Origin of the sequence: Pseudomonas sp. LG1D9 (genome assembly GCF_002949995.1) — a bacterium.
GTDB classification, from domain to species: Bacteria; Pseudomonadota; Gammaproteobacteria; order Pseudomonadales; family Pseudomonadaceae; genus Aquipseudomonas; species Aquipseudomonas proteolytica.
This window is the reverse complement of sequence record NZ_CP026881.1, coordinates 4314796-4337821: the sequence shown is the minus strand read 5'-3', so window position 1 is coordinate 4337821 and position 23026 is coordinate 4314796. Positions and strand designations below refer to the sequence as shown.

The following is a 23026-nucleotide window of genomic DNA, read 5'->3' as shown; positions in this document are numbered from 1 at the left end:
TAAATCACGTTTGGGAGCTGTCGAGCCCCAGCGAGGCTGCGATGACGGCGGCACTGCCTGCATCAATGTTGCCTGCCCCACCGCTATCGCGGGCAAGCCCGCTCCTACAGGGATTAGTGCCCTTATTCGTTATCCAGGCCCTTGCGCCGGTACGGGAACACATCAATCACTTTCCCCGCCCGAATCGCCTCTTGCAGGCCTTTCCAGTAGTCGGCGTTGTACAGCTCACCGTGCAACTCATCGAACAAGCGCCGTTGCCCGGCATCAGCAAACAGGAACGGCGGGAACTCCTCGGGGAATACGTCCAGCGGGCCGATGGAATACCACGGCTCGGAGGCCATTTCATCTTCCGGGGTTCGGGGTGCCGGGATATGGCGGAAGTTGGCTTCGGTGAGGAAGCAGATCTCGTCATAGTCGTAGAACACCACGCGACCGTGGCGGGTAACGCCAAAGTTTTTCAGCAGCATGTCGCCGGGAAAGATATTCGCCGCCGCCAGCTGTTTGATTGCCAGGCCGTAATCTTCGAGGGCTTCGCGCACCTGGGCCTCATTGGCGTTTTCCAGGTAGAGGTTGAGCGGGGTCATGCGCCGTTCGGTCCAGCAGTGACGAATCAGTACCGTGTCACCTTCCACCTCGACCGTGCCCGCAGCCACTTCCAGCAGTTCGGCCAGGCATTGCGGCTCGAATTTGCTCAACGGGAAACGGAAGTCGGCGAACTCCTGGGTGTCAGCCATGCGCCCGACCCGGTCGACACTTTTGACCAGGCGGTACTTCTCGATGACCGTCGCACGGTTGACGTTCTTCGACGGCGAGAAACGGTCCTTGATGATTTTGAACACCGTGTTGAACCCCGGCAGGGTGAACACGCTCATGACCATCCCCCGCACGCCCGGGGCCATGATGAACTGGTCGTCGGTACTGGCCAGGTGGTTGATCAGCGCCCGGTAGAACTCTGACTTGCCGTGTTTGTAGAAGCCGATGGAGGTGTACAGCTCGGCGATGTGCTTGCCCGGCAGGATGCGTTTGAGAAAGCCGATGAATTCCGCCGGTACCGGCACATCCACCATGAAATAGGAGCGGGTGAACGAGAAGATGATCGACACATCGGCTTCGTCAGTGATCAGCGCGTCGATGCGGATGCCCTGCCCTTCGCGATGCAGCAGCGGGATCACCAGCGGCCACTGTTCGTCGCGGGTATAGAGACGGCCCACCAGGTATGCGCCTTTGTTGCGATAGAGCACCGAAGAAAACAGCTCGACGTTGAGGTCCGGGTCCTTGCAGACCCAATCCGGCAGGCTCTCGCGCAGTTGCGCTTCGAGGCGCTGCAGGTCGGCGGCCAGGTCGGCGTAGGGCTCGCTGAAGCGATAGTCGCTGAAAATCTGCTCGAGCATGCCCGCCAGTTGGCCCTGGGGCTTGTAGGTGCGGGTTTGCGCAGCGCGGGCGCGACGCAGGCTCGGGCGAGTGGTGTGGATGAACATGCAGCCGTCGCTGATCAGGTCGTGGCTGAACAGCCCGCAAAAGATCGAGTTGTACCAAGTCTCGGACAGCTCATCGTCAAACCGCAGGTCGATCAGGCTGATATAGGCGCTCTTGACCAGTGGCCAGGACTTGATATCCAGCAACGCGCCTGCGTCAAAGGTTGCCCGCAGGCGCGTGGTGACTTCACCGACCTTTTCTTCATACAGGTTGATCCGCGCCGCCGATGCGGTTTGCGCCTCCTGCCACTGGGCCTTCTCAAAGCGCTCGCGGGCGCCGTCGGTGATCTGGCGAAAGTGCTCGCGGTAATCGTCGAAGCCATCAAGGATCATCTGTGCGATGGACTGCGCGGTGTCGATGGCAGGCGTTTGCTGCGGCATGTCGGAGACCTCTGCGGGCGTTCGGAAGCCCTGAGATTAGCCAGAGTCCGCAAGCAGGAGAAGTACAATTTTTGCCGGCCGATGCCACGCGGATCGGTGCGCTACAAACAAATGTTTACGATTTTTTAATTCGACCATCCGGTCAATAAAGCACCCCAAAGTCACGTCGCGTCGATGAATCGATTCACCTGAAGGCCGCAAAAGCCGGGCGCTGGCACCAAAAGCAGGGAACAACTCAGGCCGGCGTGGGCTCTGCGGCCTTATACAAACGTGGATCCAATGTAAGGGAAACCCTGATTACCTCAATGATGGCACTTTGCTATATAGCCACCCCCTTCCCTGATAACAAGGTCAAAAGACCGGCTTGGGAACGGATTTAAATCGCCCAAGGAGCATTGCAATGTCATTGAGGAATATGGGGATCGGCCTGCGCGCCAGTCTGAGTTTTGCGGTATTGGCCGGCCTGCTGGTGCTGGTCGGGTTGTTTGGCCTGGGGCAGATGGCCAAGCTGCGCGAAAGTGCCGCCATCATTGAAACGGCTTGGATGCCGAGCATCGAGAACATCCACGACAGCGCCGCCAACGTCGCGGCGATCCGCCTGGAGGCGCTGCGCTTGTTGACCACCGATGAGTCGGCGGTGCGCGAGCGCAGCAAAGGTTTGATCGGCAAGGAGCGCGCGCAGTTGCAGGAGCGCCTGGACAATCACCAGGCCCTGTTGAGCAATGATCAGGAGCGTCAGCTACTGGACCAGCTCAAAACCACCGCGGCGGGTTATATGACCATCGTCGACCAGTTGATCCAACGGGTAGACCAGGATGAGCAGATGCAGGCCCTGACCTTGCTCACCGACAAGTTGACGCCCCAGGGCGTGATCCTCGGCCGGAGCCTGGACGCGTTGATCGATTTCAACCAGCAAGGCGCGCAGGATGCGGCGCAATCGGCGGCGCAGGTGTATCAGAGTGCACAGTGGATCGTCGGCGTCATCATCGCAGTCGCCCTGATCGCGACGTTGCTACTGGCCTGGCTGTTGACCCGCAGTATCACCACGCCCCTGGCGCAGGCGTTGCGCGCGGCACGTACGATTGCCGCCGGCGACCTGAGCCAGTCGATCCACGTGCAGGGCAAGGACGAACCGGCACAGTTGCTGGGCGCCCTGGCCACCATGCAGGAGCAATTGCAGGCGACCATTCGCGGTATCAGCGAATCCGCCCAGCAATTGGCCTCGGCCGCCGAAGAGATGAGCTCGGTGATGGAGCAAAGCACTCGCGGCCTGCAAGCCCAGAACGATGAAATCGAGCAGGCCGCCACCGCTGTCACGCAAATGAGCGCGGCAGTGGATGAGGTAGCGGGCAATGCCGTCTCCAGCGCCGAAGCCTCCCAGGCGTCCGATGAAGACAGCAAGCACGGGCACTATCAGATCAGCGAAACCATCAGCTCGATCCAGAACCTGGTCAACGAGGTGCTCGACGCCTCGGGCAAGGCCGAGGGCCTGGCGGTGCAGGCGCAAGACATCAGCAAGGTACTGGAAGTGATACGCGGGATTGCCGGGCAGACCAACCTGCTTGCGCTCAACGCCGCCATTGAAGCCGCCCGCGCTGGCGAGGCCGGGCGGGGCTTTGCGGTGGTGGCTGACGAGGTACGTTCCCTGGCACAACGGACCCAGGACTCCACCGAAGAAATCGAGCAGATGATCACCGGTATCCAACAAGGCACCCAGGACACGGTCGGCGCCCTCACCAGCAGCGCCGAGCACGCCAGCCAGACGTTGCAACGGGCCAACAGCGCAGGCAGCGCCCTGGAAAAAATCACCGCCGCCATTTCGCAGATCAACCAGCGCAACCTGGTGATCGCCAGTGCTGCCGAGCAACAGGCGTCGGTGGCCCGGGAGGTGGATCGGAGCCTGGTGAACATCCGCGACCTGTCGACCCAGACCGCCACCGGGGCGACCCAGACCTCGGCCGCCAGCCAGGAGCTGTCGCGCCTGGCGGTGGACCTCAATGGTTTGGTGACGCGCTTTATTGTGTAGTGGATACGTAAAAGATTTTGTCAGGCAGGTCCCTGGGCAACACTCTCGCCCTGATTAAAAAGGAGCTGTCCGTGAGACCTGTCGACACCCTGTACCTGCTGGTACTGGCCGCCATCTGGGGCGCGAGCTTTCTGTTCATGCGGATTATCGCCCCCGAGATCGGCACGATTCCTACAGCATTCTTCCGGGTGTCAATTGCCGCCGCCGGGTTGCTGGTGATCCTGGCAATCCTGCGGGTGAGCTGGGATTTTCGCGGTAAATTCAAGACCGTGCTGTTGCTTGGGGTGATCAACTCCGGGATCCCTGCGACCATGTATTCGGTGGCGGCGCAGGTCTTGCCCGCAGGTTATTCAGCGATTTTCAACGCGACGACGCCGTTGATGGGCGTATTGATTGGCGGGCTGTTTTTCCATGAACGGCTGACGCTGTCGAAGATTACCGGAGTAGGCCTGGGTTTGTTCGGCGTGGGTATTCTCACGCGGGCCGGGCCGGTGGCCTTTGACCTGGAACTGCTGATGGGCGCCCTCGCCTGCCTGCTGGCGACCACCTGCTACGGCTTCGCCGGCTTCCTGGCGCGCCGCTGGCTGGATCAACAGGGAGGCCTGGACAGCCGTCTTTCGGCCTTGGGCAGCATGCTCGGTGCCACACTGTTTCTATTGCCTTGGTTTGGCTGGAGCGCCATCAGCCATCCGCCCGCGAGTTGGGGTGGCTGGAATGTTTGGTTGTCGTTACTGGGCCTGGGACTGCTCTGCACGGCGTTTGCCTACATCCTGTACTTCCGCTTGCTGACATCCATCGGGCCGGTGAAGTCGATGACCGTCACCTTCATGATTCCGCCGTTCGGCGTGTTGTGGGGCGCATTGCTGCTGGATGAGCCGTTGTCCATGGCCCATCTGTATGGCGGGATGTTGATCGCGGGGGCGCTGTGGCTGGTGCTACGCCCAGGGAAACTGATCAAGACCGTGTAGGCGCCGGCTTGCCGGCGCCTACACGGGTATCAGGCTTTACGGAAAACGAACACCAAGCCGACGATGATCAAGCCCATCCCCAGCACACTCAGCAGCGCCAGCCGATTGCCAAAGATCAGGTAGTCCATCACCGCAGTCACCGCTGGCACCAGGTAGAACAGGCTGGTGACATTCACCAGGTTGCCCCGGGCGATCAGGCGGTACAGCAGCAGCGTCGCCAACAGTGACACCACCAGCCCCATCCACAACACCGGCAGGTAAAAGCGGCTGTCGTGCTCGAAATGAAAAGGCTGGAACGGCACGAACACTGCGCACAACAACAAGCCCGCCAGGTACTGCACTGGCAAGGTGCCCAATGGGTTCTCGGTAATGCGCTTCTGCATGATCGAGCCCAAGGTCATGCTCGCCAGCGCCAGCAAGCCAAACAGCATGCCGGCCAGGGACATGCCGGCCAGACCGATGCCCTGGTACACCACCATGATCAGCCCCACCAACCCCAGCGCCAGGCCGAATATCCGACGCCATGAACGCTGACGCTCCATCAACACCACGGTGAGGATCGGTTGCACGCCCATGATGGTTGCCATCACACCAGGGGTGATCTTCAGGTCCAGGGCCAGCAGATAGAAAATCTGATAGGCCCCCAGCAGCACCAGCCCGGTGGCCACCGCATACCACAGCGGTTTGCCCGGGCGCGGCAACCTGAGCTTGAGGATCGGTACCAGCACCACCAGGCCCGCCAGGGCAATGGCAAAGCGGATCAACAGGAAGGCAAAGGGTGATGCATGGGCCAGGCCCAGCTTGGAGAAAATCGCCCCGCTGCTCCACAGCAGGACAAACAGGCTCGTCGAGGCCGCCGCGGCCACGGATTTTTTCGAAAGAACAGACATGATGAACACCTGTAGTCAGGCAAAAAGCCAACTCAGCCAAGGCTGAAATTCAGTAGGTTCGGTACAGGCAGGCAACGGGCAACAGTGATCTGCTGATCAGCCCGAAATGCCAACGCCCGGCGGTGATACGACTGCGTACACCGGCGTGCTACTGACAGGTGGAGGGTAATGACTGATCTGCGCAGGCTGCTGGCTCCCACACGGCACGACCGCAGCGTTGACCGCTGAATCGACTACCGCTATGCGTGGGGAAGCAGGCATGGGCTGATCTTTTTTGAAGGGATTAAAGGTGCTGTGAAACACCTGGCGCCGACTATAACCAGCCGGTGACACGCTTTGCAATGGCTTTGCCAAAAGGCCAGTAAGGACAAGTTGAAAAACCACCTCTAGCCTTGGGAAAAACCAACTCACTCCTCTTCAGGAGGCTTTCGACTCATGACCGCCAATGCCAAAAACACGCGACTCCTTGCGATACCAGCTCTACCGATCCAAAGCTTTACGCCTTGCGAATGCATCGACTCAACAGTGGTACAAAAACCTGAAACACACCGACGCCCAAGGCGCAGAGATCGACTTGACCCATGTCCGTTTTGAATTGATCGACAGCCATGCATTGGCTGCCTATCAGGACTGGGCAGAAGACTCTCACTTCTCATGGGACGAGGTTGCGACATGGAAAGGCCGTGAACCGATGGCGTTCGATTTGTCCCTCTGGTACGACGAGGTGCTCTGTGGGCTGTGCTTTGCCAATCCCAATCAAAGCCGATTGCGGATCAAGGTCATCCGCCTGGAGGGAAGACCTGGAAAATCCCACCCTTTGAAAAGCCGCATAGCATCACTGACGATGATTGCCATCGACCATTACGCGAGAATCATTGGCAGCCAATGGATAGAAATTCAGGAGCCCGCACCCGGGGCTATTCCCCTCTATCAAAACCTGGGCTTTGACTTCGATTCACGGGGCAGGCTTGTGATAGCGGTAGAGAACGAATAGCATCGCAAACATGTTCAATTAATGATCAATCGTGGAGGCTGCATGGGAGAACTTATTAAAAAACCCGTCGCCCGAAAAGCGTCGTCCAAGGCCGGCCAGGAACCTAAAAGCACTGTGCTGACCGCCAATCAGCGCCGTTTTCTCAGCGCGGCTATGGCCGGCAACGTTGAAGAACCAAGCCTTTTGGCGGGTCACCCGGAAAAATAAAAGTCATAAAAAAACCGCTCATACGAGCGGTTTTTTTGAACCCATCAGCCAAACAACCAATACACCAACGCCCCCACCACCACCGCCGCCAATACCGGCCGCATGACGCGATAGGCTTTGGGGTGCTTGCGCTTCCACTGCTTGACCACACCACTGAAGCGATCGCTGAAGCTCTTGCTCCACGCATAGGCCTGGTTGATCCCGCCCACGCGCTCGTCGTCCAGGTTCTGTGGCGCAGTCGCGCGGCCCAACTGGGCACTGACCCAGCGGTTGATGCGGGTCATCAGCCGGTTGCTCAGGGGGCGTTCGATATCGCAGAACAGGATCACCCGGGTCTTCTCGGTTTCGTTCTTCACCCAGTGCACGTAGGTTTCGTCGAACATCACATCTTCACCATCGCGCCAGGCGTAGACCTGGCCATCGACGAAAATGCGGCAGTCGTCGGAGTTGGGCGTCGACAACCCCAAGTGATAGCGCAGGGACCCGGCAAACGGGTCGCGATGGGGATTGAGGTGGCTGCCGCCCGGCAACAGGGCAAACATGGCGCCCTTGACGTTAGGGATGCTGCTGACCAGGGCCACGGTTTTAGGGCACAGCAACTCGGCCGATGGCAGCGGTTTGTCGTACCACTTGAGGTAGAAGCGCTTCCAACCCTTCTTGAAGAACGAGCCAAAACCGGCATCGTTGTTCTTCTCGGCGGCGCGGATATAGCCTTCGTCAAACAGGTGCATGGCCTCGTCGCGGATCACTTCCCAGTTGTCCTTGAGCACATCCAGTTCCGGGAACTTGCTGCGGTCCAGGTACGGCTTGGACGGCACAGCCGAAAAGATGTACATCAAGGCGTTGTACGGGGCGAACAGTGCCGAATGGTTGACGAACTGGCGCAGCACCGGCAAACGCGCCTTGCCGCGCAAATGCACGTAAAGCGTACTGCCGATAAACAACAGCAGCACCGACAGCTTGGCGGCCAAAGAAAAGGTCATGCAGCAACTCCTGGAAATAGCCTCCCGGCAGCGGGAAACCCGACATAGCAGCCGGCCATGATAAACACTCCAGGCCGGAGGAAAAACCCGCATTATCCAACAATACGTTTTAAGGGGTGCGCGGCGAGTAAACAATTATGCATAAAGGGCATCAAACCGGGCTGATTTGGATCAACCCGATTTCTGTAGGAGCGAGCGTGTCTGCAAGGGGCATTCAGGCGAAGAATGAAAACGCTACGCGTGCCTACTGGTTAGACGCGGCGCCCTCAGGGTCTTCGCGGGCAAGCTCGCTCCTACAGGGTCAGGCCTGGTTTTCCTGGTCGGTGAACAGATTGCTGAACAGCATGCTCGACAGGTAACGCTCGCCGGAGTCCGGCAGGATTACCACAATGGTCTTGCCCTGCATTTCCGGTTTCTCCGCCAGGCGTACCGCGACGGCCATCGCCGCACCACAGGAAATCCCGCACAGGATGCCTTCTTCCTGCATCAACCGCAGCGCCATGGCCTTGGACTCCTCGTCACTGACCAACTCCACCCGGTCGACCATCGACAGGTCGAGGTTCTTCGGCACAAACCCTGCGCCGATCCCCTGGATCTTGTGGGGGCTGGGCTTGATTTCCTCACCGGCCAACGCCTGGGTAATCACCGGCGAGCTGATGGGCTCCACGGCCACCGAGAGGATCGGTTTGCCCGCTGTATTCTTGATGTAACGCGACACACCAGTGATGGTCCCACCCGTACCCACACCCGCTACCAGCACATCCACGGCGCCATCGGTGTCGTTCCAGATTTCCGGGCCGGTGGTTTTTTCATGGATGGCCGGGTTGGCCGGGTTGTCGAACTGGGCCGGCATGAAGTAGGTCGCCGGGTCGCTGGCAAGGATTTCGCCGGCTTTCTCGATCGCGCCCTTCATGCCCTTGGCCGGCTCGGTCAGCACCAGTTCAGCGCCCAGGGCCTTGAGCACCTTGCGCCGCTCGATGCTCATGGAGGCAGGCATGGTCAGCAACAACTTGTAGCCACGGGCGGCGGCGACAAAGGCCAGGCCAATCCCGGTGTTACCCGAAGTCGGCTCGACAATGGTCATGCCAGGCTTGAGTTTGCCGCTGCTTTCCGCGTCCCAGATCATGTTCGCGCCGATCCGGCACTTCACCGAATACCCAGGGTTACGCCCTTCGATCTTGGCCAGGATGGTCACGCCACGGGGCGCGATGCGGTTGATCTGAACCAGGGGCGTGTTACCGATGGAGTGCGCGTTGTCTGCAAAAATGCGGCTCATGGCGGGGTCCTTTAGGCGGTTTCAAGAAGGCAATAAGGGTATGCCTCGTACTCCAAGGCGTCCAGTCGAGGAACGTTGGCGCTGCCTGCGTAGTCAACCGCCTATACACAGGGAGGAAAAACCTATGAAGCGTCGCTACAGTTGGCCTATATGGACGGTCGCCGGGCTGGTGGTCGTGCTGGTGGCGCTGGATATCGCCCTGCCCTACCTGGTGCGCAACTACCTCAACGAAAAACTCGCCGATATGGGCGACTACCGTGGCCAAGTGACTGATGTCGACCTGGCGCTATGGCGCGGCGCGTACCGGATCAACGGCCTGCAGATCGTCAAGGTCGATGGCAAGGTGCCCGTACCGTTCGTCAAGGCCCCGGTGATCGATCTGTCGGTCAGCTGGCATTCCTTATGGTACGACCATGCGGTTGTAGCCGAAGTGCAATTCGTCGAGCCAGAACTCAACTTCGTCGACGGCGGCCCCAACAAACAGGCGTCCCAGACCGGTCGCGGCACCGACTGGCGGGCACAACTGGGCAAGTTGCTGCCCATCACCCTCAACGAAGTGCGGATCGACGACGGCAAGATCGCCTTTCACAACTTCAATTCAAAGCCGCCGGTCAACATCGACGCCACCCAGGTCAACGCCAGCCTCTATAACCTGACCAATGTGGTGGACGTCGAAGGCAAGCGCGATGCGCGCTTTGACGGCAAGGCCATGTTGCTGGGGCATGCACCACTGGAAGCCAGCGCGACTTTCGACCCACTGAGCAACTTTGAAGACTTCGAGTTCCGCTTCCGCGCCCGTGATATCCAGCTCAAGCGCATGAACGACTTCGCCTCGGCCTATGGCAAGTTCGACTTCAAAGCCGGCACCGGCGACGTGGTCATCGAGGCCCAGGCCGAAAAAGCCCAACTGACCGGTTATATCAAGCCACTGTTGCGGGACGTGGAAGTCTTCGACTGGCAGCAGGATGTGGAGAACAAGGACAAGGGGATTTTCCGCTCGATCTGGGAAGCCGTGGTCGGCGCCAGCGAAACCGTCCTGAAGAACCAGAGCAAAAACCAGTTCGCCACCCGAGTCGAGCTCAGTGGCAGCGTGCACCAGCAAGATATCAGCGCATTCCAGGCGTTTTTGCAGATTTTGCGCAATGGTTTCGTCCAGGCGTTCAATGCCCGCTACGAACAACCCAAGCCCAGCGCGGATTGACCGTGGCGTGACTGGTCATTCAGAGACTGAATAACCCGTCTGCGTTCACAGTCACCGGGGCTGCGCGCTATAGTCGCAGGCATGCTGACTACCGGCGTCATGTTCGAGGATTGAGAAATGAAGTTCGAAGGCACCCAGGCCTACGTTGCCACCGATGACCTGAAACTGGCGGTCAACGCTGCCATCACATTGGAGCGCCCGCTGCTGGTCAAGGGCGAGCCGGGCACCGGTAAGACCATGCTCGCCGAACAACTGGCCGAATCGTTCGGGGCCCGGTTGATTACCTGGCACATCAAGTCCACCACCAAGGCGCACCAGGGCCTGTATGAATACGATGCGGTCAGCCGCCTGCGCGACTCGCAGCTAGGCGTGGACAAGGTCCATGACGTGCGCAACTACCTCAAGAAAGGCAAGCTGTGGGAGGCTTTCGAGTCCGAAGAGCGGGTGATCCTGCTGATCGACGAGATCGACAAGGCCGACATCGAGTTCCCCAACGACCTGCTGCAAGAACTCGACAAGATGGAGTTCTACGTCTACGAAATCGACGAGACCATCAAGGCCAAGAAGCGCCCGATCATCATCATTACCTCCAACAACGAGAAAGAGCTGCCGGATGCGTTCCTGCGTCGCTGCTTCTTCCACTACATCGCCTTCCCCGACCGCACCACCTTGCAGAAAATCGTCGACGTGCACTATCCGGACATCAAGAAAGACCTGGTCAGCGAAGCGCTGGACGTGTTCTTCGACGTGCGCAAGGTGCCGGGCCTGAAGAAAAAACCTTCCACCTCCGAACTGGTGGACTGGCTCAAGCTGCTGATGGCCGACAACATCGGCGAAGCGGTGTTGCGCGAGCGTGATCCGACCAAGGCCATCCCGCCACTGGCCGGCGCCCTGGTGAAAAACGAGCAGGATGTGCAACTGCTTGAGCGCCTGGCGTTCATGAGCCGTCGCGGCACTCGATAAGGGCTTTTGCCATGCTGCTCAACCTGTTCAATGAAATGCGTGCAGCCAAGGTGCCGGTCTCGGTGCGTGAGCTGTTGGACTTGATCAACGCCCTGAAACAACGGGTGACCTTCGCCGACATGGACGAGTTCTACTACTTGTCCCGGGCGATCCTGGTGAAAGACGAGCGCCATTTCGACAAGTTCGACCGTGCCTTCGGCGCCTACTTCAACGGCCTGGAAAAACTCGACGATCACTTGCAGGCGCTGATTCCCGAAGATTGGCTGCGCAAGGAGTTCGAGCGTTCGCTGAGCGATGAAGAGCGCGCGCAGATCCAATCTTTGGGTGGCCTGGACAAGCTGATCGAAGAGTTCAAGAAACGCCTGGAAGAACAAAAGGAACGCCACGCCGGCGGCAACAAATGGATCGGCACCGGCGGCACCAGCCCGTTCGGTTCCGGCGGTTTCAACCCCGAGGGCATTCGCGTGGGCGATGCCGGCAAGCGCCAGGGCAAGGCGGTCAAGGTCTGGGATCAACGCGAGTACAAGAACCTCGATGATTCGGTGGAGCTGGGCACGCGCAATATCAAGGTGGCGCTGCGCCGCCTGCGCAAATTTGCACGCCAGGGTGCGGCCGAAGAGTTGGATATCGACGGCACCATCGACCACACCGCCCGCGACGCTGGCCTGCTGAATATCCAGATGCGCCCGGAACGGCGCAACACGGTCAAATTGCTGTTGCTGTTCGACATCGGCGGCTCGATGGATGCCCACGTGAAGATCTGCGAGGAGCTGTTTTCGGCCTGCAAGACCGAGTTCAAGCACCTGGAGTACTTCTACTTCCACAACTTCATTTATGAATCCGTGTGGAAGAACAACATGCGCCGCACCTCCGAGCGCACCTCGACCCAGGACCTGCTGCACAAGTACGGCGCTGACTACAAGGTGATCTTTATCGGCGATGCGGCCATGGCGCCTTACGAAATCACCCAGGCCGGTGGCAGCGTGGAGCACTGGAACGAGGAGCCGGGGTATGTGTGGATGCAGCGGTTCATGGAGAAGTACAAGAAGCTGATCTGGATTAACCCGTACCCGAAAGATACCTGGGGCTATACCTCGTCGACCAATATCGTGCGGGATTTGATTGAGGACCAGATGTATCCGCTGACCTTGCGGGGATTGGAAGAAGGGATGCGCTTTCTCTCTAAATAGGTGGTGAATTCACTGACGCTATCGCAGGCAAGCCAGCTCCCACATGGAATGCATTCACATACTTTACTGTGTGAACGCAGTTTAAATGTGGGAGCTGGCTTGCCTGCGATGCCTTTAGCGGTTCATAAATCGCTGCAAATAGCTCAGATGCTCACGGTGCGCCGTCTCCTGCATCACCGGCGCCAACCGCACCTTCTCCCCCGGCAGGCACTGGGCCAGGCGCGCCAAGGACAACGGCGTCAACGCACCCAATCGCGGGTAGCCGCCAATGGTCTGCCGGTCATTGAGCAACACAATCGGCTGCCCATCCGGCGGTACCTGGATCGCGCCCAGTGGGATGCCTTCGGAGATCAGCGACGCTCCCTGATACGCCAGCGGCGTGCCCAGCAGGCGCATGCCCATGCGGTCGGCGCGGCTGTCCAGGGCCCATTCGGTGTTAAACGCATCGAACAGGCTCTGGCCGCTGAACTGGCCGATCTGCGCACCGAGAATCACGTCCAGGGGAGCCGCTGGGTGTAATTGCTCCACAGGCAACTCACGCAAATTGCTGCTCGTGCCGCAATAGGCAAGCGTAGCGCCTTCAGCCAGGGCCCGGCCAAACCCGTCCAAACCGCCCAAGGCCTCGCGCCCGACGCTGGCACAACTGCCCAGCACCTTGGGCGCATCAAAACCTCCCGGCGCCGCCAGGTAAGCCCGTGCGCCACGGTGTGGTTGGGTGAAGCGCAAACGCTGGCCTTTTTGCAGAATGAAACTACGCCCTGGGCTGACGGCACGCTCGTCGATGTACGCCCCCAGGTCAGCACCGGCCAGTGCCAGCACGCAATAGCCTTGGGCCTGGACGGTAAAACCGCCCAAGGTGATCTCCACCACCGGCGCATCCAGTGGATTACCCAGCAGCCAATTGGCCCAGGACATCGACACCCAATCCAGCGCGCCACCCTGGGTCACGCCCAGATGCCGCACACCAAAACGCCCGGCGTCCTGCAACAGGCACAGCGCGGTGCTGGCCTCGATCAACAAGCGGCTCATGCCTGGGCCTCCAAGGGCGTGTCATCGCCACCCAGGTTGATAAATTCAGCGCGGCCGATGGCTTCGAAACGCACACTGTCGCCTGGCTGCATGAGGCTGTAGCCATCGCGCTCGCGGTCGAACAGTTTGGCCGGGGTGCGGCCGATCAGGTTCCAGCCCCCTGGGGACTCCACTGGGTAGGCTGCGGTCTGCCGCTCGGCGATGCCGACGCTGCCCGGCGCCACGCGTTTGCGCGGGGTGTTCAGGCGTGGCGCGGCGAGCTGTTCTTCGACCAGGCCCATAAAGGCAAAACCTGGGGCAAAACCCAGGGCGAAAACCTGATAGTGATGCTGGCTGTGGCGCCGAATCACCTCGTCGACCGCAAGCCCGCTGCGCTGGGCGAGCAAGGTCAGTTCAGGGCCGACGCTCAGGTCATACCACACCGGCAACACGTGACAATGCCCGCTGCCCTGGGCCTGCGGCTGCAAGTCGGTAAGCGCCTGATCGATCAGCTCCCGTGCCTGTGCCGGACTCAGCGCCAGCAGGTCGTAATGCACCATCAACGTCGTGTAGGAAGGCACCAGGTCCACCAACGCCGGGCCAAAGCCCTCGCGCAGGCGGCGCGTGGCGGCGAGCATCCAGGGCATGTTGCCTTCGGCTATTGCATCAAACAGGCGCACCATCAGGCAGTCGATGGCCACTACTTCAATCCGTGGCTTCATGGTGGCGTCAACGCCTGGCGAATGCGCTGCACCGCTGCCACCGAGCTGGCGTTATCGCCATGCACGCAAAGGGTGTCGGCCTGCAACAGCAAGGGGCTGCCATCGCTGGCGACCAGGTTTTCGCCACGGGCAATGGTCAGGGCCTGCTGGAGGATGACCTGCGCATCATGATGCACGGCCCCGGGCAACTGGCGCGAGACCAGGTGCCCGGCGTTGTCATAGGCGCGGTCGGCAAAGGCTTCGAACCACAGGGTCACGCCATACTCATCACCCAGGGCCTGGGCGGCGCTGTTGTCGCGGGTAGCCATGAGCATCAACGGCAGGCTGGCGTCGTACGCCGCCACGGCCTGGATGACCGCGCGCAGTTGCGCAGGCTTGGCCATCATGTCGTTGTACATCGCGCCATGGGGCTTGACGTAGCTGACCCGGCCACCCTGGGCCCGGCAGATCCCGTCGAGGGCACCGATCTGGTAATGCAGCAGGTCCTGGAGTTCCTCGGCCCCATACGCCATGGAGCGGCGGCCAAAGCCTGCCAGGTCCTGATAGGCCGGGTGCGCACCGATCTGCACGCCATGCTGCAATGCCAGGGCGACGGTCTTGCGCATGATGCTCGGGTCGCCGGCGTGGAAGCCGCAGGCAATATTGGCGCAATCAATGAATGGCATGACCTCGACATCCAGACCCATGGTCCAGGCGCCAAAGCTTTCGCCGATGTCGCAATTCAGTAGCAGGCGGCTCACGGTGAAGACTCCTGTAGGCTTTATTTTTTTGTAGTGTGGGATCTTTTACCAAGATCCCGCAACGATGTTGTCCTGAGCCCCGACGACGCTTATCGTGAGACAGCCCGATTTTTGGCGCGCAGCCCCCGCTGCGTCCAACTAATAAAAACCGATCCATGCATAAGAAAAAGTTGATCCCATGAATTTGAAGTTCCTCGAAACCTTCGTCTGGGTAGCCCGGCTCAAAAGCTTCCGGCTGACGGCAGAGAAGCTGTTCACCACCCAGGCCTCGATCTCCAGCCGCATTGCGGTACTGGAAAGCGAGCTGGGGGTGAAACTGTTCCTGCGTGACTCGCGAGGGGTGAGCCTGACCCCGGATGGGATTAAGGTGCTCGATTATGCCGAGCAGATGATGGTCACCATGCAGGGGCTCAAGCAGTCGCTGGAAACCACCAGCAGCAAGGTCGGACGCATCCGCATCGGCGCGATGGACACGGTGATCCATACCTGGCTCAGCCCGCTGGTGACCGAACTGATGGACCACTTCCCCCTGGTGGAAATCGAGCTGGTCGCCGATACCGCGCTCAACCTCAGCGATCAGCTGCAAAAAGGCTTTCTCGATCTGATCCTGCAAACCGACCTGCTACGCCAGGAATCGGTGCGCAGCCTGGAACTGGCCAGCCACCCCATGGGCTGGATCGTCGCTAGCCATAGCATCTACAACCGTGACTACGCCTCCCTGGCCGAGTTGGCCCAAGAGCGGATCATCACCTATTCGAAAAACTCCCACCCGCACCAGGACGTGTTGAGCCTGATGCAGGCCCATGGCGTGGCGGCGCCGCGTATGAACTGTGTGAATTCGGTATCGGCCATCACCCGCTTGCTGCGCGACGGCTTCGGTATCGGCGCGCTGCCGCCGGTGCTGGTCAGCGAAGAGTTGGCGCGGGGCGAACTGGTCATGCTGCCCATGACGCAACGCTTACCAAACCTGCAGGTGGTGGTGTCGTGGCGGGTGGGCGTGGAGTTGGTGGAGGAGATTGTTGCGTTGTGCCAGAGCGTCGTGGCGCGGTATGCCGAGGAAGTGGGTGAAGAACGCATGGTGCTCAGTCACCCACCCTCACTGAAGAAACCCGATTGAAACGGCAGGGACTGGCTTGCCTGTAAACCGCAGCATTTTTGCCGCAACGCGTAAATCCAAGCAGCCAGGGCCGCTGTGGCGAGCGGGCTTGCCCCGCGCTGGGCTGCGAAGCAGCCCCAATAAGCCCGGCGCGTTTCTTCAGATAAACCGCAATGGCCGGGTTTGGGGCTGCTTCGCAGCCCAGCGCGGGGCAAGCCCGCTCGCCACAGGGGAGCAAGCCAGGGTCTACAAACCCCGTTCCATATTTGGACTTACAAGCCTTTGAGGTCCCGCTCTTCAATCGGTCGGCTCTGGCGCAGACGCTTGCCACCCAGTACCACCCAGTCGATCAGGCGGAACAGGCATTCCAGGCCGAACGACAACAGCATCGCACCGCCCAGGCCCCAGCCCATGGCTTCGGGGGTCAGGAGGATCTGGTAGCTGTAGCCATTCCAGGTCTCCTTGCGGATATCCGGGTCGGCGGCCACCGCCACCTGCAAGGCGCGGATGTACCACGGCCCCTGCATGGCCTGGAACTGCTTGTCCAACGCCACCTGGCGATCGAGCAAGGTGCCAAGGCTGTTGGCATCGCTGCGGAACACCGGATCCTCACTGGCGCGGTAATGCGCCACCAATGCCTGCAAATCGCCATTGAAGAACTGCTGCGCAGTGCTTTCAAACCCGCGCAGGCCGGTCTGGGCTTCGATCAAATGGGCTTCGACGCGCTTGGCGTAGTCGTTGATAAACCCCGGGACTTGCACCCCGACCAACAAGCCGATGGCAAACAACACCAGGCGCAGATAGCTGAGCAACATAATCGACGTCCTTATGCGGTTGTACCCTGGCGCACGCATTCACCGCGCCGCCACAGGCTCCACTGGCCCGGTTCGTAGCGGGTCCAGGTCTCGTTTTCGGTCAAGGGTTCGGTGGCAATCACCGTTACGACATCGTTTGGCGTGGTTTCGGCCTGAAAATCGACGATCACGTCGACATCTTTCAGGCGCGCAGGGCCAAATGGTGCGCGACGGGTGATCTGCGCCAGTTTGGTCGAGCAGTAGCAGAACAGCCAGTCACCATCACTGAGCAGGCAGTTGAACACGCCTTTGCTGCGGTATTCGGCGCAGGCGGCGATCAGGTCCGGCAGCACTTGCTCGATATCCACCGGTTCGGGAAACGCCTCACGAATACGGTTGAGCAGGTCACAGAACGCCGCTTCGCTGTCGGTATCGCCCACCGGCCGGTAGAACGTGGCCTGGGGCGTGAAGTCGGCCAACTGGCCGTTATGCGCAAAACACCAGTTGCGCCCCCACAATTCGCGCACAAACGGATGGGTGTTGGACAGGCTGACCTTGCCGACGTTGGCCTGGCGGATATGGCCAATCACCACTTCGCTCTTGATCGGATAACGCTGCACCAGCAGCGCCACCTCAGACTCGCTGCTGGCCGCCGGGTCCTGGAACAGCCGCAGGCCACGGCCCTCGTAGAAGGCAATGCCCCAGCCGTCGCGGTGCGGCCCGGTACGCCCACCGCGCTGCATCAGCCCGGTGAAGCTGAACACGATATCGGTCGGTACGTTGGCACTCATGCCCAATAATTCACACATGCCAGGACTCTCGATGCAGGGCTTACAACGTTAAAGACGCGGCTCGACCCGCATGCCACTGACAGGGGCCGGCGGACGGCCATAGGGTTCGTCGTCTTCTGGCTCGGCCGCGACCGCTGCCGCAGCGGCGGCCTTCTGCTCACGCCGGGCCTTGGCGGCACGCTCGATGGGCCAGCGGATCAGCACAAAGACCAGGTACAGGCCAAAGGCGATCATCGCGTACATAAGCAAATCGGAAACCGCTCGCCAGGCGTTATTGCCCACCTTGAGCAGTAGATCCAGGGCGGTGATGGCCACGGCCGGGGCAAACTGCTCCTTGACCGGGTCGACAATGGTCGGGCTTAACAGCAGCACCGCCATCAGCAACCGCAGCGGTTCGCGCAGCCAGCGCCAGATCCAGCGGGTCAGGCGAAACCACACCAGCAGGCAGCCCAAAGCGGCGAAGGCGTAGAGGCCCCAAGCGGTCAGATAGTCGTTCTCGGTCATGGTGTCCATGGCAAGGTAGGCAAACAGGCCCGTATGATAACGGCTTTTCCGTGCCACGGCTGCAATGCCGTCGGCCCACTGCCAGACAGAGAGTGATCCATGCCTCCATCGACCCACATCACTGCCGCCCCGATTGCCCGCAGCGCCCCAGGCCAGGACCCGTATGCCTGGTTGCAGGAACGCGACAGCAGCGAGGTGCTCGACTACCTCAAGGCCGAGAATGCCTGGCAAGAGGCACAGCTCGATGATCAAAAAGAGCTGCGCGAAACGCTGTTTCAAGAGATCAAGGGGCGCATCCTCGAGACCGATCTGTCACTGCCCTCGCCCTGGGGGCCCTACCTGTACTACACGCGCACCACCGCCGGTGACGAATACCCACGTCACTATCGCTGCCCGCGCCCGGCCGATGACAGCCAGCAGATCGATGAAAGCGCCGAAGAATTGCTGCTGGACCCGAATGTACTGGCCAATGGCGGGTTTTTCTCCCTCGGTGCCTTCAGCATCAGCCCGGACCATAAGCGCCTGGCCTACAGCCTGGACACCAATGGCGAAGAGATCTACACCCTGTACGTGAAGGAATTGTCTTCAGGCAAGGTCAGCGAACTGACGTTCGAAAATTGCGACGGCAGCATGACCTGGGCCAACGACAGCCTGACGCTGTTCTTCGGCGAACTGGACGACACTCATCGCCCACACAAACTGTATCGCTATCGCCTGGACGGTACCGCTGCCGAACAGGTGTTCCACGAACCCGACGGCCGCTTCTTCCTGCATTGCTACCGCTCCAGTTCCGAGCGCCAACTGCTCCTGGCCCTGGGCAGCAAGACCACCAGTGAAATCTGGGCCCTGGACGCCGAGCAGCCGCAACAGGCATTTGCCTGCCTGGCGCCACGGGTTGAAGGCCATGAATACGATGTCGACCACGGCAAGCTGGACGACCAGTGGACCTGGTTTATCCGCAGCAACCGCGACGGCATCAACTTTGCGCTGTTCCAGGCGCCGGACAACGGCAGCGTGCCCAGCGAAGAGCAGTGGCACAACCTGATTGCCCACGATGACGCGGTGATGCTCGATGGCGTGACGCTCAATGCCCGCGCCATGACCCTGAGCCTGCGCATTGGCGGCCTGCCGGTGATCGACGTGCACCCACAAGGTCTGCCGAGCTATCGCGTGGAACTACCAGACGCGGCCTACAGCCTGTATGTGCAAAACAGCCTGGAGTTCGACAGCGACAAGATCCGCCTGCGTTACGAAGCGCTGAACCGCCCGGCGCAGGTTCGTCAGTTGGAGCTGGCCAGCGGCGCACAGCAGGTGCTCAAGGAAACCCCGGTGCTGGGTGAGTTCAACGCTGACGACTACGTAAGCCAGCGCCTGTGGGCGACGTCTGCCGATGGCACCCAGGTGCCGATCAGCCTGGTGGTCAAGCGCGACCAGGTGGACCAGCCAACGCCGCTGTACCTGTATGGCTACGGTGCCTACGGTTCCAGCCTCGACCCGTGGTTCTCCCATGCACGCCTGAGCCTGCTGGACCGGGGCGTGGCGTTTGCCATCGCCCACGTGCGCGGCGGCGGCGAACTGGGCGAAGCCTGGTACCGCGCCGGCAAGCAGGAGCACAAGCAAAACACCTTCAGCGACTTTATTGCCTGTGCCGAACACTTGATCGCCCAAGGCCTGACCACTTCCAAACAATTGGCCATCAGCGGCGGCAGCGCCGGCGGGCTGTTGATCGGTGCCGTGCTCAACCAGCGCCCGGAACTGTTCCAGGCAGCGATCGCCGAAGTGCCCTTTGTCGATGTGCTCAACACCATGCTCGACCCGGACCTGCCACTGACCGTCACTGAATATGACGAGTGGGGCAACCCACAGGAGCCCGAGGTGTACGAGCGGATCAAGGCCTATGCGCCGTACGAAAACGTCAGCGCCCAGGCGTACCCGGCGATGCTGGTGATCGCCGGCTATAACGACAGCCGAGTGCAGTACTGGGAAGCCGCCAAATGGGTAGCCAAGTTGCGCGCCACCAAGACCGACGACAACCTGCTGCTGCTCAAGACCGAACTGGGCGCCGGCCATGGCGGCATGAGCGGGCGCTACCAGGGCCTGCGTGACGTAGCCCTGGAATACGCCTTTGTGTTCAAGGCCCTGAGGTTGGTTTAAGAACCCGCTGCCGGCGCCTTCGGCTTGCTGTCGCTTTGCTGCAGGCCGGGCAAGGTCTGGTCCTTGGGCGGCTTGGGCATTTCAATCGGCGGCAACAACGGCGCCCCGGCCCCTTGTGGCTTGGGTGCCATCGGCGGGGTGACTTGCGGATAGGGGGTCGGCGTTGCAGTACCCGGTGCACCCGTGGTGGTCGCCGGTGTGTTCGGCACGGGTTGCAACTGCTGGGCATGTGCGGCACCCAATGTGAGCACACTCCCTACAATGACCGCTAGAATGCTGCACTTCATCGATGGCTCCATGGCCTGACTGTTAACCAGTCCCAAGGCTACTCCCAACCGCGCAAGAATGCCCTTCCCAATGAGATTTCCATGAAACGTTTCGTGCTGCTCGACACCACCCCCATCCCCGACAACGGCGGCGCCCTGTGCCTGTTCGAGTACGGCGAGGATTTTGTGATCAAGATCCAGGGTGGCGACGGCGGGCAATTGATGAACACGCGCATGCACGGTTCCGAAGACGCCCTGGCAGAAATCCCCTGTCGCAAAGTTGCCGGGCGCCCCGGCTCGCGGGTATTGATTGGCGGCCTGGGCATGGGGTTCACCCTGGCCTCGGCGCTCAAGCACCTGGGCAAGACGGCGCAAGTGGTCGTGGCAGAATTGGTGCCGGGCGTTGTGGAATGGAATCGCGGCCCTCTTGGAGAAAAATCCGGCAACCCGTTGCAGGATCCGCGCACCGTGATCCGCCTGGAAGACGTGGCCAAGGTCCTGCAGGCCGAGCCCCAGGGCTTTGATGCGATCATGCTCGACGTCGACAACGGCCCCGAAGGCCTGACGCAAAAAGCCAACAGCTGGCTGTACTCCGCCGGTGGCCTCAGCGCCTGCGCCAAGGCCCTGCGCCCCAAGGGCGTGCTGGCCGTGTGGTCGGCCAGCGCCGACAAGCAGTTCAGCGACAAACTGCGCAAGGCCGGCTTCAAGGCCGAGGAAGTGCAAGTCTTCGCCCATGGCAACAAGGGCACCCGGCATACCATCTGGATTGCCGAGAAGCTCAAGGGCTGAGGCAAATTGCCAGGCGAGCAGCTAGAATCAACGTCATCCGTGATCTATCCAATAAATGAACAGGAGCCATGATGAGCTCGACCAACCCGCCCTCCCACACCGCCAAGCTGGACCGCATCCTCGCCGATGCCCAGCGCGACCGGGAAATGGGCTACCGCGACAAAGCCCTGAAAATGTACCCCCACGTGTGTGGCCGTTGCGCCCGTGAGTTCGCTGGCAAGCGCCTCAGCGAACTGACCGTGCACCACCGCAACCACAACCATGACGACAACCCTCAGGACGGTTCCAACTGGGAGTTGTTGTGCTTGTACTGCCACGACAACGAACACTCGCGCTATACCGACCAACAGTATTTCGGCGAAGGCTCCACCAGCAGCCCGACCATCGCCAAGGCTACGCACAACCCGTTTGCGGCGTTGGCGGGGTTGATGAAGAAGGACGACTGACGCTCGGCGCTGAACGCAACGACGCTATCGCGGGCAAGCCCGGCTCCCACAGGTGAATGCATTTCAAATGTGGGAGCCGGGCTTGCCCGCGATGACAATCCCCCAGACCCGCCATTTCTATACCGACCGCTGTTCGAGCAATCCCCGTATAATCGCGGTTTTTCTCGAAGGCACCCTCTCCCGTGGGCAATAAACGCTACAGCTGCATCGGTCTGTACAACCCCAAATCCCCCGAAAACGTTGGCTCGGTCATGCGTGCCGCCGGCTGCTATGGGGTGGCTTCGGTGTTCTACACCGGTAAACGTTATGAGCGGGCCCGGGACTTTATTACCGACACCAAGAAGGTCCACCACGATATCCCGCTGATCGGCATCGACGATCTGAAGAAAATCCTGCCCCTGGGCTGCATCCCGGTCGCCGTGGAACTGGTAGAGGGCGCTCGGCCGCTGCCGGAATACACCCATCCTGATCGGGCGCTGTATATCTTCGGCCCTGAAGACGGCTCCCTCGACAAAGAGATCCGCGACTGGTGCGAAGACGTGATCTACATCCCGACCACCGGCTGCATGAACCTGGCAGCCACCGTCAATGTGGTGCTCTACGACCGCCTGGCCAAGGGCAATAACACCCGTTCGGGACCCAAGTACTGAGTTTTTGGGAACATCCTTGAACTGCCGACAGTCAGTTGCATATCAATGGCCCTTTGTTGGAGACAGACCATGAGCGACAGCAGAACCCTCAAACCTGTGATTGAATCGACGCCGTTCCAGACCCAGCCGACCCAGAACGTCCAGGGCTGGGAGCGCATTGGCTCCCTGGCCGGTGGCGTGGTGATGATGGGCAAGGGCATTCGCCGGGGCGGTTTTTTCGGCCTGATCCAGGTGGCGATTGGCGGCGTGGCATTGGCGCGTGGGATCAGCGGCCATAGCTCGGCCAAGTCGCTGCTGGAAAAAAGCCGTCAGGATATCAATAGTGTGCGGACCAAGATCGAGCGGGCCGGCGAGGAATTGAAGAACCTCAAGACCCGGGCTGAAGTGGCTGCCGAAAAAACCACCGGCTGACACCAATCAAAATGTAGGAGCTGCCCAGCGATAGCGTTACCTCGGTACACCTGATGGACCGAGCCGCTTGCATCGCTGGCAAGCCTGCTCCTACACGGGCC

At 60.6% G+C, this 23026-nt stretch carries 23 protein-coding genes and 2 pseudogenes; 14 read left to right on the top strand and 11 right to left on the bottom strand.

Annotation, left to right across the window (positions count from 1 at the left end; all coding sequences use genetic code 11):
* Window positions 1-122: 122 nt before the first annotated feature.
* Window positions 123-1856: a bifunctional isocitrate dehydrogenase kinase/phosphatase gene (gene aceK, locus C5F71_RS20275; RefSeq protein ID WP_029292355.1), complete on the bottom strand. Its 1734-nt coding sequence runs from the start codon at window positions 1854-1856 to the stop codon at window positions 123-125.
* A gap of 400 nt (window positions 1857-2256) precedes the next feature.
* Here aceK and C5F71_RS29740 point away from each other — a divergent pair.
* From C5F71_RS29740 to C5F71_RS20265, 3 genes and pseudogenes are all read left to right on the top strand, one after another.
* Window positions 2257-2751: pseudogene (locus tag C5F71_RS29740) on the top strand (MCP four helix bundle domain-containing protein); the annotation flags it as partial.
* Window positions 2752-3882: pseudogene (locus C5F71_RS20270) on the top strand (methyl-accepting chemotaxis protein); the annotation flags it as partial.
* A 71-nt stretch (window positions 3883-3953) separates the two neighbouring features.
* Entirely contained in the window at window positions 3954-4850 is an 897-nt protein-coding gene (locus C5F71_RS20265; RefSeq protein WP_029292353.1) for a DMT family transporter, read from the top strand.
* Between the two features lie 29 nt (window positions 4851-4879).
* On the opposite strand, the gene C5F71_RS20260 is transcribed toward C5F71_RS20265, so the two are convergent.
* On the bottom strand, window positions 4880-5740 hold the full coding sequence (locus C5F71_RS20260; protein ID WP_104911811.1) for a DMT family transporter: 861 nt from the start codon (window positions 5738-5740) through the stop codon (window positions 4880-4882).
* Between the two features lie 445 nt (window positions 5741-6185).
* On the opposite strand from C5F71_RS20260, the gene C5F71_RS20255 reads away from it, so the two are divergent.
* Complete coding sequence (locus C5F71_RS20255; RefSeq protein WP_070995111.1) at window positions 6186-6734, top strand: hypothetical protein; 549 nt, start codon at window positions 6186-6188, stop codon at window positions 6732-6734.
* 42 nt (window positions 6735-6776) lie between these two features.
* Window positions 6777-6941 carry a hypothetical protein gene (locus C5F71_RS28970; RefSeq protein WP_158682880.1) on the top strand — a complete coding sequence of 55 codons (165 nt, stop codon included), beginning with the start codon at window positions 6777-6779 and terminating at the stop codon, window positions 6939-6941.
* Window positions 6942-6985: 44 nt separating this feature from the next.
* Here C5F71_RS28970 and C5F71_RS20250 read toward each other — a convergent pair whose 3' ends face one another.
* Together C5F71_RS20250 and cysK are read right to left on the bottom strand one after the other, a co-directional pair.
* Entirely contained in the window at window positions 6986-7924 is a 939-nt protein-coding gene (locus tag C5F71_RS20250) for an aspartyl/asparaginyl beta-hydroxylase domain-containing protein (RefSeq protein ID WP_104911810.1), read from the bottom strand.
* Window positions 7925-8225: 301 nt separating this feature from the next.
* Window positions 8226-9200, bottom strand: a complete 975-nt coding sequence (gene cysK, locus C5F71_RS20245; protein ID WP_104911809.1) for a cysteine synthase A — start codon at window positions 9198-9200, stop codon at window positions 8226-8228.
* A 124-nt stretch (window positions 9201-9324) separates the two neighbouring features.
* Here cysK and C5F71_RS20240 point away from each other — a divergent pair, with 124 nt between their 5' ends.
* The 3 genes from C5F71_RS20240 (at window position 9325) to C5F71_RS20230 (ending at window position 12554) form a co-directional block, all read left to right on the top strand.
* On the top strand, window positions 9325-10401 hold the full coding sequence (locus C5F71_RS20240; RefSeq protein WP_104911808.1) for a DUF748 domain-containing protein: 1077 nt from the start codon (window positions 9325-9327) through the stop codon (window positions 10399-10401).
* 117 nt (window positions 10402-10518) lie between these two features.
* Window positions 10519-11364: a MoxR family ATPase gene (locus tag C5F71_RS20235; RefSeq protein ID WP_029292347.1), complete on the top strand. Its 846-nt coding sequence runs from the start codon at window positions 10519-10521 to the stop codon at window positions 11362-11364.
* An 11-nt stretch (window positions 11365-11375) separates the two neighbouring features.
* Window positions 11376-12554 (top strand): VWA domain-containing protein, encoded by a 1179-nt coding sequence (locus tag C5F71_RS20230; protein WP_029292346.1) that lies wholly within the window; start codon window positions 11376-11378, stop codon window positions 12552-12554.
* A gap of 114 nt (window positions 12555-12668) precedes the next feature.
* On the opposite strand, the gene C5F71_RS20225 is transcribed toward C5F71_RS20230, so the two are convergent.
* Genes C5F71_RS20225 through C5F71_RS20215 form a run of 3 tightly spaced genes read right to left on the bottom strand, consistent with a single transcriptional unit; the run spans window position 12669 to window position 15024 of the window.
* The gene (locus C5F71_RS20225) at window positions 12669-13583 is read right to left on the bottom strand and encodes a biotin-dependent carboxyltransferase family protein (protein ID WP_070995108.1); all 915 of its coding nucleotides are present in this window, start codon (window positions 13581-13583) and stop codon (window positions 12669-12671) included.
* Window positions 13580-14284, bottom strand: coding sequence for a 5-oxoprolinase subunit PxpB (gene pxpB / locus C5F71_RS20220; RefSeq protein WP_104911807.1), 705 nt, complete (start codon window positions 14282-14284; stop codon window positions 13580-13582). Before pxpB ends, C5F71_RS20225 begins: the two co-directional genes overlap by 4 nt.
* The gene (locus C5F71_RS20215; protein ID WP_104911806.1) at window positions 14281-15024 is read right to left on the bottom strand and encodes a 5-oxoprolinase subunit PxpA; all 744 of its coding nucleotides are present in this window, start codon (window positions 15022-15024) and stop codon (window positions 14281-14283) included. Before C5F71_RS20215 ends, pxpB begins: the two co-directional genes overlap by 4 nt.
* Window positions 15025-15202: 178 nt before the next feature.
* Here C5F71_RS20215 and C5F71_RS20210 point away from each other — a divergent pair, with 178 nt between their 5' ends.
* A complete protein-coding gene (locus C5F71_RS20210; protein WP_070995105.1) occupies window positions 15203-16141 on the top strand; it encodes a LysR family transcriptional regulator in 939 nt (312 codons plus the stop codon).
* Window positions 16142-16392: 251 nt separating this feature from the next.
* On the opposite strand, the gene C5F71_RS20205 is transcribed toward C5F71_RS20210, so the two are convergent.
* From C5F71_RS20205 to C5F71_RS20195, 3 genes are read right to left on the bottom strand one after another with little or no spacing between them, the layout of a single operon-like run.
* Window positions 16393-16935: a DUF2937 family protein gene (locus C5F71_RS20205; protein ID WP_029292341.1), complete on the bottom strand. Its 543-nt coding sequence runs from the start codon at window positions 16933-16935 to the stop codon at window positions 16393-16395.
* A gap of 11 nt (window positions 16936-16946) precedes the next feature.
* A complete protein-coding gene (locus C5F71_RS20200) occupies window positions 16947-17723 on the bottom strand; it encodes a class II glutamine amidotransferase (RefSeq protein ID WP_029292340.1) in 777 nt (258 codons plus the stop codon).
* A 30-nt stretch (window positions 17724-17753) separates the two neighbouring features.
* Entirely contained in the window at window positions 17754-18218 is a 465-nt protein-coding gene (locus C5F71_RS20195; protein WP_029292339.1) for a hypothetical protein, read from the bottom strand.
* A gap of 90 nt (window positions 18219-18308) precedes the next feature.
* On the opposite strand from C5F71_RS20195, the gene C5F71_RS20190 reads away from it, so the two are divergent.
* Window positions 18309-20363, top strand: a complete 2055-nt coding sequence (locus tag C5F71_RS20190; protein WP_104911805.1) for a S9 family peptidase — start codon at window positions 18309-18311, stop codon at window positions 20361-20363.
* Here C5F71_RS20190 and C5F71_RS20185 read toward each other — a convergent pair.
* Window positions 20360-20650: a hypothetical protein gene (locus C5F71_RS20185; protein WP_029292337.1), complete on the bottom strand. Its 291-nt coding sequence runs from the start codon at window positions 20648-20650 to the stop codon at window positions 20360-20362. The genes C5F71_RS20190 and C5F71_RS20185 overlap by 4 nt on opposite strands.
* A gap of 81 nt (window positions 20651-20731) precedes the next feature.
* Between C5F71_RS20185 and C5F71_RS20180 the strand changes: the two genes are divergently transcribed.
* From C5F71_RS20180 to C5F71_RS20165, 4 genes are all read left to right on the top strand, one after another.
* Entirely contained in the window at window positions 20732-21418 is a 687-nt protein-coding gene (locus C5F71_RS20180; protein ID WP_070995103.1) for a spermidine synthase, read from the top strand.
* A gap of 71 nt (window positions 21419-21489) precedes the next feature.
* The gene (locus C5F71_RS20175; protein ID WP_003210675.1) at window positions 21490-21864 is read left to right on the top strand and encodes a YajD family HNH nuclease; all 375 of its coding nucleotides are present in this window, start codon (window positions 21490-21492) and stop codon (window positions 21862-21864) included.
* A 182-nt stretch (window positions 21865-22046) separates the two neighbouring features.
* Window positions 22047-22514: an RNA methyltransferase gene (locus C5F71_RS20170; RefSeq protein WP_003210674.1), complete on the top strand. Its 468-nt coding sequence runs from the start codon at window positions 22047-22049 to the stop codon at window positions 22512-22514.
* A 69-nt stretch (window positions 22515-22583) separates the two neighbouring features.
* A complete protein-coding gene (locus C5F71_RS20165) occupies window positions 22584-22925 on the top strand; it encodes a DUF2892 domain-containing protein (protein ID WP_029292335.1) in 342 nt (113 codons plus the stop codon).
* Window positions 22926-23026: the final 101 nt, after the last annotated feature.

Coding starts and splice junctions, on each gene's coding strand:
- aceK (WP_029292355.1), bottom strand. CDS start 1,856: ATGCCGCAGCAAACGCCTGCCATCGACACCGCGCAGTCCATCGCACAG.
- C5F71_RS20260 (WP_104911811.1), bottom strand. CDS start 5,740: ATGTCTGTTCTTTCGAAAAAATCCGTGGCCGCGGCGGCCTCGACGAGC.
- C5F71_RS20255 (WP_070995111.1), top strand. CDS start 6,186: ATGCCAAAAACACGCGACTCCTTGCGATACCAGCTCTACCGATCCAAA.
- C5F71_RS28970 (WP_158682880.1), top strand. CDS start 6,777: ATGGGAGAACTTATTAAAAAACCCGTCGCCCGAAAAGCGTCGTCCAAG.
- C5F71_RS20250 (WP_104911810.1), bottom strand. CDS start 7,924: ATGACCTTTTCTTTGGCCGCCAAGCTGTCGGTGCTGCTGTTGTTTATC.
- cysK (WP_104911809.1), bottom strand. CDS start 9,200: ATGAGCCGCATTTTTGCAGACAACGCGCACTCCATCGGTAACACGCCC.
- C5F71_RS20240 (WP_104911808.1), top strand. CDS start 9,325: ATGAAGCGTCGCTACAGTTGGCCTATATGGACGGTCGCCGGGCTGGTG.
- C5F71_RS20235 (WP_029292347.1), top strand. CDS start 10,519: ATGAAGTTCGAAGGCACCCAGGCCTACGTTGCCACCGATGACCTGAAA.
- C5F71_RS20230 (WP_029292346.1), top strand. CDS start 11,376: ATGCTGCTCAACCTGTTCAATGAAATGCGTGCAGCCAAGGTGCCGGTC.
- C5F71_RS20225 (WP_070995108.1), bottom strand. CDS start 13,583: ATGAGCCGCTTGTTGATCGAGGCCAGCACCGCGCTGTGCCTGTTGCAG.
- pxpB (WP_104911807.1), bottom strand. CDS start 14,284: ATGAAGCCACGGATTGAAGTAGTGGCCATCGACTGCCTGATGGTGCGC.
- C5F71_RS20210 (WP_070995105.1), top strand. CDS start 15,203: ATGAATTTGAAGTTCCTCGAAACCTTCGTCTGGGTAGCCCGGCTCAAA.
- C5F71_RS20205 (WP_029292341.1), bottom strand. CDS start 16,935: ATGTTGCTCAGCTATCTGCGCCTGGTGTTGTTTGCCATCGGCTTGTTG.
- C5F71_RS20200 (WP_029292340.1), bottom strand. CDS start 17,723: ATGTGTGAATTATTGGGCATGAGTGCCAACGTACCGACCGATATCGTG.
- C5F71_RS20195 (WP_029292339.1), bottom strand. CDS start 18,218: ATGGACACCATGACCGAGAACGACTATCTGACCGCTTGGGGCCTCTAC.
- C5F71_RS20190 (WP_104911805.1), top strand. CDS start 18,309: ATGCCTCCATCGACCCACATCACTGCCGCCCCGATTGCCCGCAGCGCC.
- C5F71_RS20185 (WP_029292337.1), bottom strand. CDS start 20,650: ATGAAGTGCAGCATTCTAGCGGTCATTGTAGGGAGTGTGCTCACATTG.
- C5F71_RS20180 (WP_070995103.1), top strand. CDS start 20,732: ATGAAACGTTTCGTGCTGCTCGACACCACCCCCATCCCCGACAACGGC.
- C5F71_RS20175 (WP_003210675.1), top strand. CDS start 21,490: ATGAGCTCGACCAACCCGCCCTCCCACACCGCCAAGCTGGACCGCATC.
- C5F71_RS20165 (WP_029292335.1), top strand. CDS start 22,584: ATGAGCGACAGCAGAACCCTCAAACCTGTGATTGAATCGACGCCGTTC.